The sequence below is a fragment of the Pseudomonas sp. P1_F7 genome, assembly GCF_056405655.1.
On the sequence record NZ_JBFUBR010000017.1, the window covers coordinates 118233 to 134817 of the forward strand.

17 protein-coding genes are annotated in these 16585 nt (G+C 59.5%); 8 read left to right on the top strand and 9 right to left on the bottom strand.

All coding sequences use genetic code 11. The features are described from left to right. Window positions 1–83: 83 nt before the first annotated feature. On the bottom strand, window positions 84–1952 hold the full coding sequence (locus AC1D1M_RS24200) for a sigma-54-dependent Fis family transcriptional regulator (RefSeq protein ID WP_477777556.1): 1869 nt from the start codon (window positions 1950–1952) through the stop codon (window positions 84–86). A gap of 362 nt (window positions 1953–2314) precedes the next feature. Here AC1D1M_RS24200 and AC1D1M_RS24205 point away from each other — a divergent pair, with 362 nt between their 5' ends. The 8 genes from AC1D1M_RS24205 (at window position 2315) to AC1D1M_RS24240 (ending at window position 9099) form a co-directional block, all read left to right on the top strand. Continuing rightward, window positions 2315–3409: an ABC transporter ATP-binding protein gene (locus AC1D1M_RS24205; protein WP_477777557.1), complete on the top strand. Its 1095-nt coding sequence runs from the start codon at window positions 2315–2317 to the stop codon at window positions 3407–3409. Beyond that, window positions 3409–4524, top strand: coding sequence for an ABC transporter ATP-binding protein (locus tag AC1D1M_RS24210; RefSeq protein WP_477777558.1), 1116 nt, complete (start codon window positions 3409–3411; stop codon window positions 4522–4524). Before AC1D1M_RS24205 ends, AC1D1M_RS24210 begins: the two co-directional genes overlap by 1 nt. Continuing rightward, complete coding sequence (locus tag AC1D1M_RS24215; RefSeq protein WP_477777559.1) at window positions 4521–5387, top strand: carbohydrate ABC transporter permease; 867 nt, start codon at window positions 4521–4523, stop codon at window positions 5385–5387. Before AC1D1M_RS24210 ends, AC1D1M_RS24215 begins: the two co-directional genes overlap by 4 nt. A 10-nt stretch (window positions 5388–5397) precedes the next feature. Continuing rightward, complete coding sequence (locus tag AC1D1M_RS24220; protein ID WP_110662253.1) at window positions 5398–6198, top strand: carbohydrate ABC transporter permease; 801 nt, start codon at window positions 5398–5400, stop codon at window positions 6196–6198. Window positions 6199–6208: 10 nt separating this feature from the next. Continuing rightward, on the top strand, window positions 6209–6481 hold the full coding sequence (locus AC1D1M_RS24225) for a DUF2160 domain-containing protein (RefSeq protein WP_477777664.1): 273 nt from the start codon (window positions 6209–6211) through the stop codon (window positions 6479–6481). A 47-nt stretch (window positions 6482–6528) separates the two neighbouring features. Next, window positions 6529–8271: an ABC transporter substrate-binding protein gene (locus tag AC1D1M_RS24230; protein WP_477777560.1), complete on the top strand. Its 1743-nt coding sequence runs from the start codon at window positions 6529–6531 to the stop codon at window positions 8269–8271. Between the two features lie 215 nt (window positions 8272–8486). Beyond that, on the top strand, window positions 8487–8687 hold the full coding sequence (locus tag AC1D1M_RS24235; protein ID WP_477777561.1) for a co-regulatory protein PtrA N-terminal domain-containing protein: 201 nt from the start codon (window positions 8487–8489) through the stop codon (window positions 8685–8687). A gap of 79 nt (window positions 8688–8766) precedes the next feature. Further along, window positions 8767–9099 (top strand): DUF2790 domain-containing protein, encoded by a 333-nt coding sequence (locus AC1D1M_RS24240; RefSeq protein ID WP_477777562.1) that lies wholly within the window; start codon window positions 8767–8769, stop codon window positions 9097–9099. A 194-nt stretch (window positions 9100–9293) separates the two neighbouring features. On the opposite strand, the gene AC1D1M_RS24245 is transcribed toward AC1D1M_RS24240, so the two are convergent. The 8 genes from AC1D1M_RS24245 to nuoI form a co-directional block, all read right to left on the bottom strand. Next, a complete protein-coding gene (locus AC1D1M_RS24245) occupies window positions 9294–9671 on the bottom strand; it encodes a type II toxin-antitoxin system VapC family toxin (protein WP_477777563.1) in 378 nt (125 codons plus the stop codon). Then, complete coding sequence (locus tag AC1D1M_RS24250; protein ID WP_477777564.1) at window positions 9668–10051, bottom strand: type II toxin-antitoxin system Phd/YefM family antitoxin; 384 nt, start codon at window positions 10049–10051, stop codon at window positions 9668–9670. Before AC1D1M_RS24250 ends, AC1D1M_RS24245 begins: the two co-directional genes overlap by 4 nt. A gap of 266 nt (window positions 10052–10317) precedes the next feature. Then, window positions 10318–11781, bottom strand: a complete 1464-nt coding sequence (nuoN, locus tag AC1D1M_RS24255; protein ID WP_108217843.1) for an NADH-quinone oxidoreductase subunit NuoN — start codon at window positions 11779–11781, stop codon at window positions 10318–10320. Between the two features lie 7 nt (window positions 11782–11788). Beyond that, window positions 11789–13321: an NADH-quinone oxidoreductase subunit M gene (gene nuoM, locus AC1D1M_RS24260; protein ID WP_258615901.1), complete on the bottom strand. Its 1533-nt coding sequence runs from the start codon at window positions 13319–13321 to the stop codon at window positions 11789–11791. Window positions 13322–13360: 39 nt separating this feature from the next. After that, window positions 13361–15214 carry an NADH-quinone oxidoreductase subunit L gene (gene nuoL / locus AC1D1M_RS24265; RefSeq protein WP_477777565.1) on the bottom strand — a complete coding sequence of 618 codons (1854 nt, stop codon included), beginning with the start codon at window positions 15212–15214 and terminating at the stop codon, window positions 13361–13363. Further along, window positions 15211–15519 carry an NADH-quinone oxidoreductase subunit NuoK gene (gene nuoK / locus AC1D1M_RS24270; protein ID WP_007946416.1) on the bottom strand — a complete coding sequence of 103 codons (309 nt, stop codon included), beginning with the start codon at window positions 15517–15519 and terminating at the stop codon, window positions 15211–15213. The genes nuoL and nuoK overlap by 4 nt, the downstream gene beginning before the upstream one ends. Window positions 15520–15521: 2 nt before the next feature. Beyond that, the gene (nuoJ, locus tag AC1D1M_RS24275) at window positions 15522–16025 is read right to left on the bottom strand and encodes an NADH-quinone oxidoreductase subunit J (RefSeq protein WP_477777566.1); all 504 of its coding nucleotides are present in this window, start codon (window positions 16023–16025) and stop codon (window positions 15522–15524) included. 9 nt (window positions 16026–16034) lie between these two features. Continuing rightward, on the bottom strand, window positions 16035–16580 hold the full coding sequence (nuoI, locus tag AC1D1M_RS24280; RefSeq protein ID WP_015094374.1) for an NADH-quinone oxidoreductase subunit NuoI: 546 nt from the start codon (window positions 16578–16580) through the stop codon (window positions 16035–16037). Between the last annotated feature and the right edge of the window lie 5 nt (window positions 16581–16585).

Consider the following 16585-nt stretch of genomic DNA (forward strand, 5'->3'; position numbering starts at 1 on the left):
AGCGGCGGTGCGGCGATCTGACTTGCTCCGGGCGGCGATCCGACGATGGTCTCAAGCCAAACACAAAGGGTGAGGTCCACCCGTCACTCCGACTGGCGCAATCGCTTGTAAAGGGTATTGCGGCTAACCCCCAACCGCCGCGCCAGATGGGAAATATTCCCCCCAACCGCCTGTAACTGCCGATTCAACTCCTCGGCATCATCAAGATCAACCGCCAGTGGCTCTTGCGACTCCACCGGCCCCATCTCCAGATCGACAAAAAAGTCATCCGGCAAATGCTCCGGCCGCACCGGTTGTTCCTCGGCCATGGCCAGCGCTACCTGCATCACGCTGCTGACCTGGCGCAGGTTGCCCGGCCAGGGATGGCGGTCGAACAACTCCAGCACCTCACGGCTCAAACCGGCCCACTGGCTCGGCTCTCGGTGCTGCTCCCATAGACGTTTGAACAGCGCCTGCTTGTCGCTGCGCTCGCGCAGCGGTGGCAACTCCAGGGTCAAACCGCCGATGCGGTAGTACAAATCCTCGCGAAAACGCCCCAGTTGTACCTGTTCGCGCAACGAGCGATTGGTCGCTGAAATGATGCGCAAGTCCACCGGGAACAACTCGCTGCTGCCCACCGGCTGCACGCAACGCTCCTGCAACACCCGCAACAGTCGCGCCTGTGTTGGCAGCGGCATATCACCGATTTCATCAAGGAACAGCGTGCCTTTGTCAGCCTTGCGGATCAGCCCGATGCTGCCTTTCTGGTTGGCGCCGGTGAACGCGCCTTTCTCATAACCGAATAACTCGGATTCCACGAGTTCGGCGGGAATCGCCGCACAGTTGACGGCGATGAACGCTTGTTTGCTGCGCGAGCTGGCCTGGTGCAGGGCTTTGACGAACACTTCCTTGCCGACGCCGGTTTCGCCGTGGATCAGCAATGGAATGTCTTTTTCCAGCAAGCGCTCGGCCTGACGCACGGCTTTTTCCACGCGGCTGTCGCCGAAATGCAGGGTGTTGAGGCTGATGGGCGCCGGTGTCGGGCCCGTCACGGCAGGTTCGGCGCTCTTGTTTTCAGCACTCTTGTTTTCTGAAAAAAGCCGCGGCTGAATCGGAACCTGCTTCGGTCTTTTCAGCAGGCACTGGAAGCGGTTGTGCCCAGAGGTTTGCAGGGCGAAGGGCAGGCCTTCGGGCTGATTGAGCAGTTCCAGCAGCGAGACCTTGAACAGGCTCTCGACACTGACCCGCGACAGGCTGATGCCCAGCAGATTGTCGGCCCGCCGATTGGCCGATAGCACTTGGCCGGTTTCATCGAAGATCAGCAAGCCGGCCCATTGGCTGTCGAGGTTGTTCAGGCCGGTATTGAACGTGAGCTGGAAATGCCGGCCATGGAACAGGTTGAGGATCAGCCGGTTTTCCACGGACTGGCTCATCATCTTGACCATGCCCAGGGTGTGGGAAGGCGGCAGGTAGCTGTCACTGGACACGTCCAGCACCGCGATCACCTTGCGCTCGGCATCGAAAATCGGCGCGGCGGAACCGGTCATGAAGCGGTTGGCCTTGAGGAAATGTTCGTCGTGCTCGATGTGCACCGCTTGCTCGCAGGCCAGGGCAGTGCCAATGGCGTTAGTACCGGTGCAGCGTTCCATCCAGCTGGCGCCGGTGCTGAAACCCCGGGCCAGTTTGGGTTCGATAAAGCGCTGTGTTCCCCAAGACGTGAGCACCTGGCCGTGATGGTCGGCGAGCATGATCAGGCAATTGGAATTGCTCAGGATGTTCTCGTAGTAGGGCAACACTTCCTGGTGGGTGGTTTGCACCAGCGAATGCTGACTCTCCAGCAGTTGCGCGATGCCCTCGGCCGGCAATTGGTCGAATGCCGGCGTGCTCTGATGACTGAGGCCGAACGCGCGGCATCGGGACCAGGAGTCCTGGATGATGGCGTCGTGGGACAGCGGCGATGCGGGTGCGGCCATGGCAGTCGATCTCTGAATCAGCATTCTTATTGTTTTTATGGGGTAACGCCGATCCCGGTAGGAGCTGCCGCAGGCTGCGATCTTTTGATTTTGCCCTCAAAAACAAGATCAAAAGATCGCAGCCTTCGGCAGCTCCTACAGGGGGGCGTGAACGGTGTCTAGATTGTTGTTCACTATTGTTCACTGTCAATGGGTGAACTGTTCAATTGTTCATTTCCGATTGTTCATTTGTGTTCAGCAACGAACGCTGTTTTGCCGTGGTTTTCAATAATTTCAAGGTGAATCAATGGCTTGAAATTTTTGGCACGGATGTCGCTTTATCGCTCCGGTCGCTTGACTCCAAAAACAAAAAAGGCCGAGCCATGTCACTCACCCTGGAGCACGTCAGCCGCACCGTCGAGGGCCAGACCTGGATCGACGATGCCAACCTGAGTTTTGAACCCGGTTCCTTCAACGTTTTGCTGGGTCGCACCTTGTCCGGCAAAACCAGCCTGATGCGCCTGATGGCCGGTCTGGACAAGCCCGACAGCGGCCGCATCCTGATGAACGGCGTCGATGTCACCCAGCGCCCGGTGCGCCTGCGCAACGTGTCAATGGTGTATCAGCAGTTCATCAATTATCCGACCATGACCGTATTCGAGAACATCGCCTCGCCGCTGCGCCAGGCCGGTGTATCCAGCGAGCTGATCCAGAGCAAGGTGCTGGAAACCGCGAAGATGCTGCGCATCGAGAAATTCCTCCAGCGCCATCCCCTCGAACTCTCCGGCGGCCAGCAGCAGCGCACGGCCATGGCCCGGGCGCTGGTCAAGGATGCCGAGCTGATCCTGTTCGACGAGCCACTGGTCAACCTCGACTACAAGTTGCGTGAAGAGCTGCGCCAGGAAATGCGCGAGCTGTTCAAGGCGCGCCATACCATCGCGATCTACGCCACCACCGAACCCAACGAGGCCCTGGCCCTGGGCGGTACCACGACCATTCTTCATGAAGGCCGGGTGATCCAGAGCGGCCGGTCTTCCTCGGTCTATCACCAGCCGCAAACGGTGCTGGCGGCCGAGCTGTTCTCCGAGCCGCCGATCAATCTGATGCCGGGGCGCATTGCCGGCAACGAAGTGAGTTTCGCCAACTTCGTGCACTTCCCGCTGAACGTCGATTTGCGTCCGGTGGGCGAGGGCGAGTTTCGCTTCGGCGTGCGGCCCAGCCATATCTCGCTGGTGCCGAGCAATGATGATGATCTTGAACTGGCGGTGACCGTCGAGGTGGCTGAGATCAGCGGCTCGGAAACCTTCCTGCACGTACGCAACGAGCACTTCCTGTTGGTGCTGCACTTGCCGGGTGTTCACGAATACGACGTCGATGCGCCGATCCGCATCTACATCCCGACCCATAAACTGTTTGTGTTCGATACGCAGGGGCGGCTGGTCCAGGCGCCGGGCCGGCGTGTCATGAGGGTTGCCTGATGGCCGAAATCCGTTTGCAGAGCCTCGCCCACAGTTACACCAAGACCCCGGTGGGACCTGAGGATTACGCGATCCGCGAGATGGATCACATCTGGGAGCAGGGCGGCGCCTACGCCTTGCTCGGGCCATCGGGTTGCGGCAAATCAACCTTGCTCAACATCATTTCCGGGCTGCTCAGCCCGTCCCAGGGCCATGTGCTGTTCGACGGCAAAGCGGTCAATGACCTGACCCCGGAGAAGCGCAACATCGCCCAGGTTTTCCAGTTTCCGGTGGTCTACGACACCATGACGGTGTTCGACAACCTGGCCTTCCCGTTACGCAACCAGGGCATGGCCGAGGCAAGAATTCATACCAAGGTGCAGGAGATCGCCGAAGTCCTCGACCTGCAGAACCTGCTGAGCAAAAAGGCGCGCAACCTCACCGCCGACGAAAAACAGAAAGTCTCCATGGGCCGCGGGCTGGTGCGCGATGACGTATCGGCGATCCTGTTCGACGAGCCGCTGACGGTGATCGACCCACACTTGAAGTGGAAGCTGCGGCGCAAGCTCAAACAGATCCACGAGCAATTCAACATCACCATGGTCTACGTCACCCACGATCAACTCGAGGCTTCGACCTTCGCCGACAAGATTGCGGTGATGTACGGCGGGCAGATCGTGCAGTTCGGTACGCCAAGGGAGTTGTTCGAGCGTCCGAGCCACACCTTTGTCGGCTATTTCATTGGCAGTCCGGGAATGAACCTGATCGACGTGCAGCCGCAACCGGGTGGCGTCGGGTTCGCCTCGACCCATCTACCGCTGTCCGAGGCCATGCAGCAGCGTATTGCTGAATCCGAGTGGAAAACCCTCAAGGTCGGCATTCGTCCGGAGTTCGTCCATGTGTGGGACGAAGCCTTTGATGACGCGCTGCGGGCACAGGTCGTACACGTCGAAGATCTGGGCACCTACAAGATCATGACCCTCAACCTCGATGGCGCCCCCCTGAAGGTGCGTCTGGCCGAAGACAAACCGGTGCCGCAAGGCACGGCCTACATCAGTTTTCCGGCGCAATGGCTGATGGTCTATGTCGACGAATTCCTCCTGGAAACCCAAGCCAACATTGAGGTGCAGCCATGAACAAGGTGCAGAACAACAAGGCCTGGTGGCTGGTGCTGCCGGTGTTCCTGCTGGTGGCGTTCAGTGCGGTGATCCCGATGATGACCGTCGTCAACTATTCGGTGCAGGACATCTTCGACCAGTCCAGCCGCTATTTCGTCGGCGCCGACTGGTACAAGCAGGTACTACTCGACCCTAGGCTGCATGACTCGTTGCTGCGCCAGTTCATCTATTCGGCATGTGTGCTGCTGATCGAAATTCCGCTGGGCATCGCCATCGCCCTGACCATGCCGACCAAGGGCCGCTGGTCTTCGGTGGTGTTGATCGTGCTGGCGATCCCGTTGCTGATCCCGTGGAACGTGGTCGGCACCATCTGGCAGATCTTCGGCCGCGCCGATATCGGCCTGCTGGGGGCGAGTCTCAAGGCCATGGGCATCAGCTACAACTATGCGGCGAACACCATGGACGCCTGGGTCACGGTGCTGATCATGGACGTCTGGCACTGGACCTCGCTGGTGGCGCTGTTGTGCTTCTCCGGGTTGCGAGCGATTCCGGATGTGTATTACCAGGCGGCGCGGATCGACCGTGCCTCAGCCTGGGCGGTGTTCCGGCATATCCAGTTGCCCAAGCTCAAGAGTGTGCTGCTGATCGCCGTGATGCTGCGCTTCATGGACAGTTTCATGATCTACACCGAACCGTTCGTACTCACGGGCGGCGGTCCGGGCAATGCCACGACCTTCCTCAGTCAGACCTTGACCCAGATGGCCGTAGGGCAATTCGACCTGGGGCCGGCAGCGGCATTCTCGCTGGTGTACTTCCTGATCATCCTGTTGGTGTCCTGGCTGTTCTACACCGCCATGACTCACTCTGACGCCAACCGTTGAGGCCTGCGCCATGAGCAAAAGAAAGCTTATCCCCTTGCTGCTCTACATCCTGTTCCTGCTGGTGCCGATCTACTGGCTGCTGAACATGTCCTTCAAGAGCAACACTGAAATCCTCGGCGGCCTGACGCTTTTCCCACAGGATTTCACCCTGGCTAACTACAAGGTGATCTTCACCGATCCGAGCTGGTACACCGGTTACATCAACTCGGCGTACTACGTGAGCCTCAATACGATCATTTCCCTGACCGTGGCGTTGCCGGCGGCCTATGCCTTCTCGCGCTATCGCTTCCTTGGCGACAAGCACTTGTTCTTCTGGTTGCTGACCAACCGCATGGCACCACCGGCGGTGTTCCTGTTGCCGTTCTTCCAGCTGTATTCGTCGATCGGCTTGTTCGACACCCACATCGCCGTGGCGCTGGCCCACTGCCTGTTCAACGTGCCGTTGGCGGTGTGGATCCTCGAAGGCTTCATGTCCGGCGTACCCAAGGAAATCGATGAAACCGCCTACATCGATGGTTATAGCTTTCCCAAGTTCTTCGTGAAGATTTTCATCCCGCTGATCGGCTCCGGCATCGGCGTGACGGCGTTCTTCTGCTTCATGTTTTCCTGGGTCGAACTGCTGCTGGCGCGAACCCTCACCTCGGTGAACGCCAAGCCGATCGCGGCGGTGATGACCCGCACCGTCTCGGCGTCCGGTATCGACTGGGGGGTGCTGGCGGCGGCGGGGGTGTTGACCATTCTGCCAGGCATGCTGGTGATCTGGTTTGTTCGCAACCACGTGGCCAAGGGCTTTGCCCTGGGTCGGGTATGAGGAACTGATGATGGAATGGATGAGCTGGACCGTCCCCACGGCGGCATTCTTCAGCGTGATTGCCCTGTTCCTGGTGGTCATGACCACCTGGGAATTACGTTCGCCGAGCATCCTTCGGCGTGGTTTTCTGCCGATTGCCACCACCCGTGGCGATCGCTTGTTTATCGGTCTTCTCGGCAGCGCCTACCTGCACTTGCTGGTAATCGGCGTCACCGACTGGAGCATCTGGGTCGCTTTCGCGATGTCCCTGGTGTGGCTGTTGGCTGTGATGCGTTGGGGCTAGTCGAATCGCTCGGCAATGTTGCTCCGAAATCTAAACAGGAGGTCTCTATGTTCGACAAAAACAATAAGCTGCGACATAGCATTTCATTGGCAGCCATGCTGGCACTCAGCGGTTTGAGCGCTTCGGCCTGGGCCGATGCCTACGAAGATGCCGCGAAGAAATGGGTCGGCAGTGAATTCAAGCCGTCCACACTCACGGCCGAACAACAACTGGAAGAACTGAAGTGGTTCATCAAGGCGGCGGAACCGTTCCGCGGGATGAACATCAAGGTGGTGTCGGAAACCATTGCCACCCACGAGTACGAGTCCAAGGTGCTGGCCAAGGCCTTCACCGAAATCACCGGCATCAAAGTGACCCACGACTTGCTGCAAGAAGGCGACGTGGTGGAAAAACTGCAGACCGTGATGCAGTCGGACAAGAGCATCTATGACGGCTGGGTCAACGACTCGGACCTGATCGGCACGCACTTTCGCTACGGCAAGACCGAATCGATCACCGACCTGATGGCCAACGAGGGCAAGAACTTCACCTCGCCGACCCTGGACATCAAGGACTTCATCGGCATCTCGTTCACCACCGCGCCGGACGGCAAGATCTATCAATTGCCTGACCAGCAGTTCGCCAACCTGTACTGGTTCCGCGCCGACTGGTTCGAACGCGCAGACCTCAAGGCCAAGTTCAAGGAAAAGTACGGCTATGACCTGGGCGTGCCGGTGAACTGGTCAGCCTATGAAGACATTGCCAAGTTCTTCAGCGAAGACGTCAAGGAAATCGATGGCAAGCGTGTCTACGGGCACATGGACTACGGCAAGAAAGACCCGTCCCTGGGCTGGCGCTTCACCGATGCCTGGTTCTCCATGGCCGGTGGCGGCGACAAGGGCATCCCCAACGGCTTGCCGGTGGACGAGTGGGGCATTCGTGTCGAGGACTGCCATCCGGTCGGTTCCAGCGTGACCCGCGGCGGCGACACCAACGGGCCGGCGGCGGTGTTCGCCACCACCAAATACGTTGACTGGTTGAAGAAGTACGCACCACCGGAAGCGGCGGGCATGACCTTCTCCGAATCGGGTCCGGTGCCATCCCAGGGCAACATCGCCCAGCAGATTTTCTGGTACACCGCCTTCACCGCCGACATGACCAAACCGGGCCTGGCGGTGATGAACGCCGACGGCACGCCGAAATGGCGCATGGCGCCGTCACCGCGCGGGCCTTACTGGGAGGAGGGCATGAAGCTGGGGTATCAGGACGTGGGTTCCTGGACCTTCATGAAATCCACGCCTGAGAAACAGAAACTCGCGGCCTGGCTCTACGCGCAGTTCGTGACCTCGAAAACCGTCTCGCTGAAGAAAACCATCGTCGGCCTGACGCCGATCCGCGAGTCGGACATCAACTCGCAAGCGATGACCGACCTGGCGCCGAAGCTCGGTGGCCTGGTGGAGTTCTATCGCAGCCCGGCCCGTGTGCAATGGACCCCGACCGGGACCAACGTGCCTGATTATCCTCGCCTCGCGCAGTTGTGGTGGAGCCACATCGCCGAAGCCGCCAGCGGCGAGAAAACCCCGCAAGAGGCGCTGGACGGCCTGGCCAAGGATCAGGACGCAATCATGACCCGTCTGGAACGCTCGAAGGCACAAGCCACCTGCGCCCCGAAAATGAACCCCGAGCGCGACGCTCAATACTGGTTCGACCAGCCGGGCGCACCGAAGCCGAAACTGGCGAACGAGAAGCCTAAGGGCGAGACCGTGAGCTATGCCGAATTGCTGAAGTCTTGGGAGGCGGCGCGTAAGTAATCGTCTGTGATGTGAAACGCTAACGGCACCGAAAGGTGCCGTTTTACTTTGTGCCTGATGGACCGCTTTCGCGAGCAAGCGACCCGGCGGGAGCAAGCTCCCTCGCCACAGATACCTTTCAGGCTACATAACGGATATGTAATTTCCGCGCCACCGTCATGAAAGGTTCGGATTGTTACCTTGACCTCGTTAGTTAATTAAACGAGGAATCAAACATGAAACTTGCAGAACTGAGTGCGTTTGCAGCGGCGTTGGTGATGTCTTCTGTTGTTTTGGCTGAAGGTGGCGGCGACAGAGCCTTTGAAAAAATGATGGCGGCCAATGACCGTTCGGTGGAGACGTTTGTCGCCAAAGAACAGGCGCGTGACCCCGTCGTGTTGAATGAAAAGAAGGACGGCAAGACCAAAGACTTGTAAGCGTGTCGCAGTGGAACTAGCCCGTCATCGAATGCCGATGGTGGGCTTTTTTTTGAGCCTGGATTTGAAGATATTGGATATGAGAGTTTTTAAGTTGATGGCGTTCGTCGGTGTGATGGCGATGTCGTTGAATGCGCTGGCAGAAGGCGGCGGTGATAGGACGTTTGAGAGGGCGTTCAGTGCCAACGTCAAAGCCATGGAGCAGTACGCGGCCAACCAGGGCAAACCTGCGCCAGTGGTGAAAGACTACGAATACGGGATGAAACTGGATGTGGTGAAAGTGGTGAGCGTTGTGCGGCCGCAAGTTGCTTGTGCCGTGGTGCCTACTGCCATGACCTATGAAGATTCAAAGGGCCAGCTCAACACCATCGAATACACCGTGGCAGGCGATTGCCGCAATCGTGGCGGCTGACACCGCTTCCACCTGTCTGACATCGGATCCCCCCTACAGATTCTCAATCTACGACCGCCCTGTACCGACGGTTTTGTTGTTCGGCGGGCAAGGGCCCGCCGGCATGGTCGCCGGGTGACATCGTTGCAAGCTGCGGATAAAGCCAAGGTGATGGGGGGATTACAATTTCGTCATGTGCATCTGGTGTTGCCCGATCAGGCCAAAACAGCCAGATCCGTGTACCTGGCAACCAATGGATCGGCGGTGAGAAGTTTCATGGGTTCTGTCATGGCCGTTGCAACAATGAGGCGGTCAAACGGGTCCCGATGGTGATGTTCGAGGTCCTTCACGGCAATGGCGTGTTCTGAGGTCACAGGCAGCTCGATGAACCCGCTGTCGAGGCAGTACTGGCGGATTTCTTCCAGGTCAACGTTCAGCTTTCCCAGCCCGACCTTGATCGCCATCTCCCAGAATGTCGCTGCGCTGATGTAAATGTCGGCAGCACTCTCAATGAGCTTTCTGGCTTTGCCGGATAGCCTGGGGTCATCGCTGAGCGTCCAGAGCAGAATATGCGTGTCGAGCAGAAGCCTCATTCTTGAGTGCCTTCAAAAGCATCGAGCATGTCGTCCGGCAGTGAGGCGTCAAAGTCTTCGGGAAGCACCAGTTTGCCTTTCATCGCTCCGATACGCTGTCCGCGGGTTTTTCCCACCGGAACCAGACGCGCAAGGGCCCGACCATGTTTGGCAATCGTGATGATCTGTCCGGCAGCCGCGTCATCGACGAGTTTGGACAGGTTGTTTTTTGCTTCGGCCAGCGGAACGACGATCATGGCGTTTCTCCTGAATTCTGGACAAATATAGCCAGAATTTAGGGCGCCGACAAAGGCAAGCTGACGATAGGTCAAATCGTCATGTGTCAAATTGGGTGAGTAATCAAAACTGCTGTCCCGCAACGTATAGGTTTCCCGTTTCATGGAGTGCTCCGAATGGTTTTTCACGCACCATAGCGCTCGGTAGCGATGATCGGATGTCAGCTATTGCATACCGTCGTGCAAGCATCTTCCTGAAAGGGGTAGGGTAAGAAGTTCAAAAGATCGCAGCCTGCGGCAGCTCCTACAGGGTGTAGGCCATCCTGTTGTAGGAGCTGCCGCAGGCTGCGATCTTTGCTTTTGAATTCCCAAACGCAAAAACGGCACCCGAAGGTGCCGTTTCCGTTTTCTACCAAGTGTCGCTCAAGTGATCAACCCGCCAGGCCCGACTGTTGAACCAGGTTCAGCAGCGGTTGTGGGTACAGGCCGAGGAAGAACGCCAGGACCGCGATGGCCAGCAGCATCACGCCGCCTGCACGTTGTTCCCAGTGCAGCTGGGCGTCGACGCGACGCAGGTTCGGTTCGATCAGGTACAGGGTGACCATCACACGCAGGTAGTAGAACACGCCGATGGCGCTGCCCAGTACCAGGGAGCCGACCAGCCACCATTGGTGCGATTCGACACCGGTGGCGATGATGTAGAACTTGCCGATGAAGCCCGCGGTCAGCGGGATACCGGCCAGGGACAGCATCATCACGGTCAGTACGGCGGTCAGGTACGGACGGCGCCAGAACAGGCCGCGGTATTCGTACAGGGCGTCTGCGTCACGGCCTTTGTACGGCGAGGACATCAGGGTGATTACGCCGAACGCGCCGAGGCTGGTGATCACGTAGGTGACCAGGTACACGCCGATGGCTTCCACGGCCAGACCCTTGCTCGCCACCAGGGCGATCAGCAGGTAGCCGAAGTGGGCGATGGACGAGTAACCCAGCAGACGCTTGAGGTTGCTCTGGGTCAGGGCCAGCAGGTTACCGAACAGAATCGACGCGATGGCGATGATGGTCAGCACGTTGCTCAGCACGCCGCTGCTCGCCGCTGGCGAGATCTGGAACAGACGCACCATCACTGCGAACACGGCAACCTTGGAAGCGGTAGCCAGGAACGCTGCCACCGGTGCCGGAGCACCTTCGTACACGTCCGGAGTCCAGAGGTGGAACGGTACCAGCGACAGCTTGAACGCCAGGCCGATCAGCATCATGCCCAGGCCCAGTTGCGCCAGCGAGCTTGGCAGACCAGTAGCCGCCAGGGCCTGGCCGATACCGACAAAGCTCAGGGAACCGGCGTCAGCGTAGAGCAGGGCCATACCGAACAACAGGAACGCGGAACCGGCCGCCGACAGCACCATGTACTTGATGCCGGCTTCCAGCGAGCGCTTGTTGAAGAAGGCATAGGCCACCAGACCGTAGACCGGTACCGAGAGCAGTTCCAGACCGACGAACAACCCGGCCAGGTGCTGCGCGCTGACCAACACCAGGCCACCGGCGGCGGCCATCAGGATCAGCAGGTACAGTTCTTCACGGTTGCCCGGGTAACCCGTGCCGCCATCGCCGAGGTAGGCATGGGCGAGGGTCACACAAGCGAGGGTGGCGACCAGGATTAGCGCCATGTACAAGCAAGCGAAGCTATCGATTTGCAGCAGTGGGGTCACAGCCAATGGCGCGACCTTCAAGGCTGGCAGGATCGACAGCAAAGCCAGGTTCAGACCCGCCACCGAGAGCAGGAAGGTCTGGGAGTGGTTGCGGCGCCAGGCGATCGCCAGCATCACCACGATGATCGTGGCGCTGGTGATCAACAGCGGCGCTAGCGCGATAAAGTGTTGAGTCGTGAATTCCATAGCGCTCTTACCGGGCCGAAGCGAGTTGAGTGAAGGCGGTGCCGAGCCACTGCTGCACGCCATGCATCGTAGCGGCAGAGGTATCGAGGAACGGTTGTGGGTACACGCCGATGTAAATCAGCAGTGCGGCCAGACCGACCACCATGATCAGTTCGCGACCGTCCATGCCATGCAGTACCGCGTCCGACTTGGACGGGCCGAAGAAGGCACGGTGTACCATGATCAGCGAGTAGACCGAACCGAACACCAGACCGGACGTCGCGATCACGGTGACCCATGGCGCGCTGGCGAAGGTGCCGATCAGGATCAGGAACTCACCGACAAAGTTACCGGTCGCCGGCAAGCCCAACGACGCGGCGGCGAAGAACAGGCTGAGGGCCGGCAGGTAAGCGATCTTCGACCACAGGCCACCCATTTCACGCATGTCGCGGGTGTGGGTGCGTTCGTACAACTGGCCGCTCAGGATAAAGAGTGCCGCGGCCGACAGACCGTGGGCCAGCATCTGCATCACCGCACCCTGCAGCGCCAGTTGGCTGCCGGAGTAGATGCCGATCAGTACGAAGCCCATGTGGGAAACGGACGAGAAGGCAATCAGACGCTTGATGTCGGTCTGCGCGAACGCCAGGAACGCACCGTAGAAGATCCCGATCAGACCCAGGGTCATCGCAAACGGCGCGAACTCGGCCGAAGCATTCGGGAACAGCGGCAGAGCGAAACGCAGCAGGCCGTAGGCAGCGGTTTTCAGCAAGATACCGGCGAGGTCGACGGAACCTGCGGTCGGCGCCTGGGCGTGAGCGTCAGGCAACCAGGAGTGGAACGGTACGACCGGCAGCTTGACCGCGAAGGCGATGAAGAAGCCGAGCATCAGGATGTACTCGGTGGTCATCGACATCTTGGTTTTCAACAGGTCGGCGTAGTTGAAGGTAATTACGCCGGTGTCGTTGAAGTTGACCAGTACCAGGCCCAGGATCGCCACCAGCATGATCAGGCCGGAAGCCTGAGTGAAGATGAAGAACTTGGTCGCCGCGTAGATCCGGGTTTTCTTGCCGTCCGAAGAACTGTGACCCCAGAGCGCGATGAGGAAGTACATCGGCACCAGCATCATTTCCCAGAAGAAGAAGAACATGAACAGGTCGAGGGCGAGGAACACGCCGACGACACCGCCCAGGATCCACATCAGGTTCAGGTGGAAGAAGCCCACATGACGCTGGATCTCTTTCCACGAGCAGAGTACCGAGAGCACACCCAGCAAGCCGGTCAGCAGGATCATCAACAGCGACAGGCCGTCGAGGGCCAGGTGCACGTTGATGCCGAAGCGCTGGATCCAGACGTGCTTGAATTCAATCACCCAGGTCGGATCGGCGCCAGGTGCCGGTGCAAATGAATAGTCACCGTTGGCCCACAGCCAGAGGCCGAGGGAGAGCAGCAGGGACATGGTGATCAGCGCAATCCAGCGCGGGAGGGTAGCGCCGAAGCGCTCACCCATCCAGCACAGCAGGCCGCCGATGAAGGGGATCAGGATTAGCCAAGGCAGAATCATGACGGGTTCGTTTCCTTTCGCAAATTCGCAAGGTTCATGTCAGACCGCTACCAGCACGACGGCGCCAATGACCAGCACGGCACCAGCAGCCATCGAGGCGGCGTACCAACGCAGTTGACCGGTCTCGGTACGGCTCAGGGCGGTGTGACCGCCTTTGGCCATGCGCGGGATCAGACCGATGGTCTGGTCGAGCGGGTCTTTGCGCAGGATATGGTTGATCGCCAGGTATGGCTTGACGAACAGTTTGTCGTAGATCCAGTCGAAGCCCCAGGCAGCGAACCACCAGGCCGAGAGGAAACGGCCGATGCCGCTGTTGGCGATCGCAGTCACGAAGCGACGCTTGCCAAGGAACAGCAGCGCGGCCAGCAGGATACCGGACAGGGCGATGGCGCCCGAGGCGATTTCCAGGCTGTGCTTGGCTTCGCCGCCGGCATGGCCGACGCTTTCCGGCAGCACGCCGTGCAGCGGTGGAACGATCATCGCGCCGATGGCGGTGGACAATACGATCAGCACCGACAGTGGCAGCCAGTGGGCAATGCCGTGACCGGCGTGGGCTTCGGTCTTCACTTCACCGTGGAACGCGATGAAGATCAGGCGGAAGGTGTAGAGCGAAGTCATGAACGCGCCGACCAGACCTGCATAGAGCAGACCGTTGTTGCCGCTGGCGAACGCTTCCCAGAGGATTTCGTCCTTGGAGTAGAAGCCCGCGGTCACCAGAGGCAGGGCCGCCAGGGCCGCGCCGCCGACGATGAAGCTGGCGTAGGCCAGTGGCAGTTTCTTCCACAGGCCGCCCATCTTGAAGATGTTCTGCTCGTGGTGGCAGGCAACGATCACCGAACCGGACGCAAGGAACAGCAGGGCCTTGAAGAAGGCGTGGGTCATCAGGTGGAAGATCGCGCCATCCCAGGCACCGACGCCCAGGGCCAGGAACATGTAGCCGATCTGGCTCATGGTCGAGTAGGCGAGGATACGCTTGATGTCGGTCTGAACCAGAGCCGCGAAGCCTGCCAGAACCAGGGTCACGCCACCGACGACTCCTACCAGGTGCAGGATTTCCGGTGCCAGGGTGAACAGGCCGTGGGTACGGGCGATCAGGTAGACGCCCGCGGTCACCATAGTTGCGGCGTGGATCAGTGCCGAAACCGGAGTCGGGCCGGCCATTGCGTCCGCCAGCCAGGTTTGCAGCGGCAGTTGTGCGGATTTACCGACAGCGCCGCCCAGCAGCATCAGGGTGGCCAGGACCATCCAGAAGTCGCCGGACTGGAATTTCTGTGGAGCCAGCACCAGCAGCTCCTGAATGTTCAGCGTGCCCAGTTGGGCAAACAGAATGAACAGGCCGATGGCCATGAACACGTCGCCGATACGGGTCACGATGAAGGCCTTGAGTGCGGCGTTACCGTTGTTGCGGTTGCTGTAGTAGAAACCGATCAACAGGTACGAGCACAGGCCCACGCCTTCCCAGCCGAAGTACACGAACAGCAGGTTATCGGCCAGGACCAGGAACAGCATGCTGGCGATAAACAGGTTGGTGTAGGCGAAGAAGCGCGAGTAGCCGTCTTCACCGCGCATGTACCAGGAGGCGAACAGGTGGATCAGGAAGCCGACGCCGACGACCACACCGAGCATGGTCACCGACAGGCCGTCCAGGTGCAGGGCGAAGTTCGGCGTGAAGCCTTCCACCGCCATCCATTGCCACAGCACCTGAGTGTAGTGACCACCTTCCGGCGGGGCGACGTTGAATTGCCAGATCACATAGGACGCGACGATCGCAGACAGGCCAATGGAGCCGACGCCGATTAGCGCCGAGAGGTTTTCCGAGAGGCGTCCCCGGGAGAACGCCAGCAGCACAAAACCGATCAGAGGGAACAGGAAAGTCAGATAGAGAAGGTTCATCCGCGCATCTCACTGGCAGCGTCGATATCGAGCGTGTGGAAGCGGCGATACAGTTGCAGCAGGATCGCCAGGCCAATACTGGCCTCGGCGGCTGCCAGGCTGATCACCAGGATGAACATGATCTGTCCATCCGGCTGCGCCCAGCGGCTACCGGCAACGATGAACGCCAAAGCGGAGGCATTCATCATGACCTCCAGGCTCATCAGCACGAAGAGGATGTTGCGGCGGACCATCAGGCCGACCAGACCGAGGCAGAACAGGATGCCGGCGACCGCCAGACCATGCTCCATAGGGATAGCAGGCATCGTCATTGCTCCTTGGCTTCGTTACGGCCCAAATGGAACGCCGTGACGGCTGCGGCGAGCAGCAGCATCGAGGCGAGTTCGACCACCAGCAGGTAAGGACCGAACAGGCTGATGCCCACGGCCTTGGCGTCTACGGTGGTGTGGCCGACGGCCTGGCCGCTCTGGTGGGAGAGCAGCACGTACAGCAGTTCCACCAGCAGCAAGGCTGCGAGGGCGACCGGGCCGCCCCAGATGCCGGGCTTGAGCCAGGCGCGCTCTTGCTGAGCCGAGGCCGGGCCCAGGTTCAGCATCATCACCACGAACACGAACAGCACCATGATGGCGCCGGCGTAGGCGATCACTTCCAGGACACCGGCAAACGGTGCGCCGAGGGCGAAGAACGTCATCGCCACGGCGATCAGCGAAATGATCAGGTAGAGCAGGGCGTGCACAGGGTTGGTGTTGGTGATCACGCGAAGCGTGGACACCACAGCGATACCCGATGCGAAATAGAAAGCGAATTCCATCTTTCTTCCTTAAGGCAGCAAGCTCTTCACGTTGATCGGCTGGGCTTCATTCTGCGCGGAGCCTTTCGGCTTCCCGGCAATCGCCATACCTGCAACACGATAGAAGTTGTAATCAGGGTTTTTGCCGGGGCCGGAGATCAGCAGATCTTCTTTCTCGTAAACCAGGTCCTGACGTTTGAACTCGGCCATTTCGAAATCCGGCGTCAGCTGGATCGCGGTGGTCGGGCAGGCTTCCTCGCAGAGGCCGCAGAAAATGCAGCGCGAGAAGTTGATGCGGAAGAAGTCCGGGTACCAGCGACCGTCTTCGGTTTCAGCTTTCTGCAGCGAGATGCAACCGACCGGGCACGCCACGGCGCACAGGTTGCACGCAACACAACGCTCTTCACCGTCGGGGTCGCGGGTCAGGACGATACGTCCACGGTAGCGCGGCGGCAGGTAGACCGGTTCTTCCGGGTACTGCAGCGTATCGCGCTTGCGGAAGGCGTGGCCGAAAATCATCACCAGGCTGCGAAGCTGGGTGTAGAAGCCATGCACGATGTCAAATATGTACTTCATGATTC

Bases quoted from the DNA above. Each gene is read 5' to 3' on its own strand.
- AC1D1M_RS24210 (WP_477777558.1), top strand. From the start codon at position 3,409: ATGGCCGAAATCCGTTTGCAGAGCCTCGCCCACAGTTACACCAAGACC.
- AC1D1M_RS24230 (WP_477777560.1), top strand. From the start codon at position 6,529: ATGTTCGACAAAAACAATAAGCTGCGACATAGCATTTCATTGGCAGCC.
- AC1D1M_RS24205 (WP_477777557.1), top strand. From the start codon at position 2,315: ATGTCACTCACCCTGGAGCACGTCAGCCGCACCGTCGAGGGCCAGACC.
- AC1D1M_RS24215 (WP_477777559.1), top strand. From the start codon at position 4,521: ATGAACAAGGTGCAGAACAACAAGGCCTGGTGGCTGGTGCTGCCGGTG.
- AC1D1M_RS24240 (WP_477777562.1), top strand. From the start codon at position 8,767: ATGAGAGTTTTTAAGTTGATGGCGTTCGTCGGTGTGATGGCGATGTCG.
- nuoM (WP_258615901.1), bottom strand. From the start codon at position 13,321: ATGATTCTGCCTTGGCTAATCCTGATCCCCTTCATCGGCGGCCTGCTG.
- AC1D1M_RS24225 (WP_477777664.1), top strand. From the start codon at position 6,209: ATGGAATGGATGAGCTGGACCGTCCCCACGGCGGCATTCTTCAGCGTG.
- nuoN (WP_108217843.1), bottom strand. From the start codon at position 11,781: ATGGAATTCACGACTCAACACTTTATCGCGCTAGCGCCGCTGTTGATC.
- nuoJ (WP_477777566.1), bottom strand. From the start codon at position 16,025: ATGGAATTCGCTTTCTATTTCGCATCGGGTATCGCTGTGGTGTCCACG.
- AC1D1M_RS24200 (WP_477777556.1), bottom strand. From the start codon at position 1,952: ATGGCCGCACCCGCATCGCCGCTGTCCCACGACGCCATCATCCAGGAC.
- nuoK (WP_007946416.1), bottom strand. From the start codon at position 15,519: ATGCCTGCTATCCCTATGGAGCATGGTCTGGCGGTCGCCGGCATCCTG.
- AC1D1M_RS24250 (WP_477777564.1), bottom strand. From the start codon at position 10,051: ATGAAACGGGAAACCTATACGTTGCGGGACAGCAGTTTTGATTACTCA.
- AC1D1M_RS24235 (WP_477777561.1), top strand. From the start codon at position 8,487: ATGAAACTTGCAGAACTGAGTGCGTTTGCAGCGGCGTTGGTGATGTCT.
- nuoL (WP_477777565.1), bottom strand. From the start codon at position 15,214: ATGAACCTTCTCTATCTGACTTTCCTGTTCCCTCTGATCGGTTTTGTG.
- AC1D1M_RS24245 (WP_477777563.1), bottom strand. From the start codon at position 9,671: ATGAGGCTTCTGCTCGACACGCATATTCTGCTCTGGACGCTCAGCGAT.
- nuoI (WP_015094374.1), bottom strand. From the start codon at position 16,580: ATGAAGTACATATTTGACATCGTGCATGGCTTCTACACCCAGCTTCGC.
- AC1D1M_RS24220 (WP_110662253.1), top strand. From the start codon at position 5,398: ATGAGCAAAAGAAAGCTTATCCCCTTGCTGCTCTACATCCTGTTCCTG.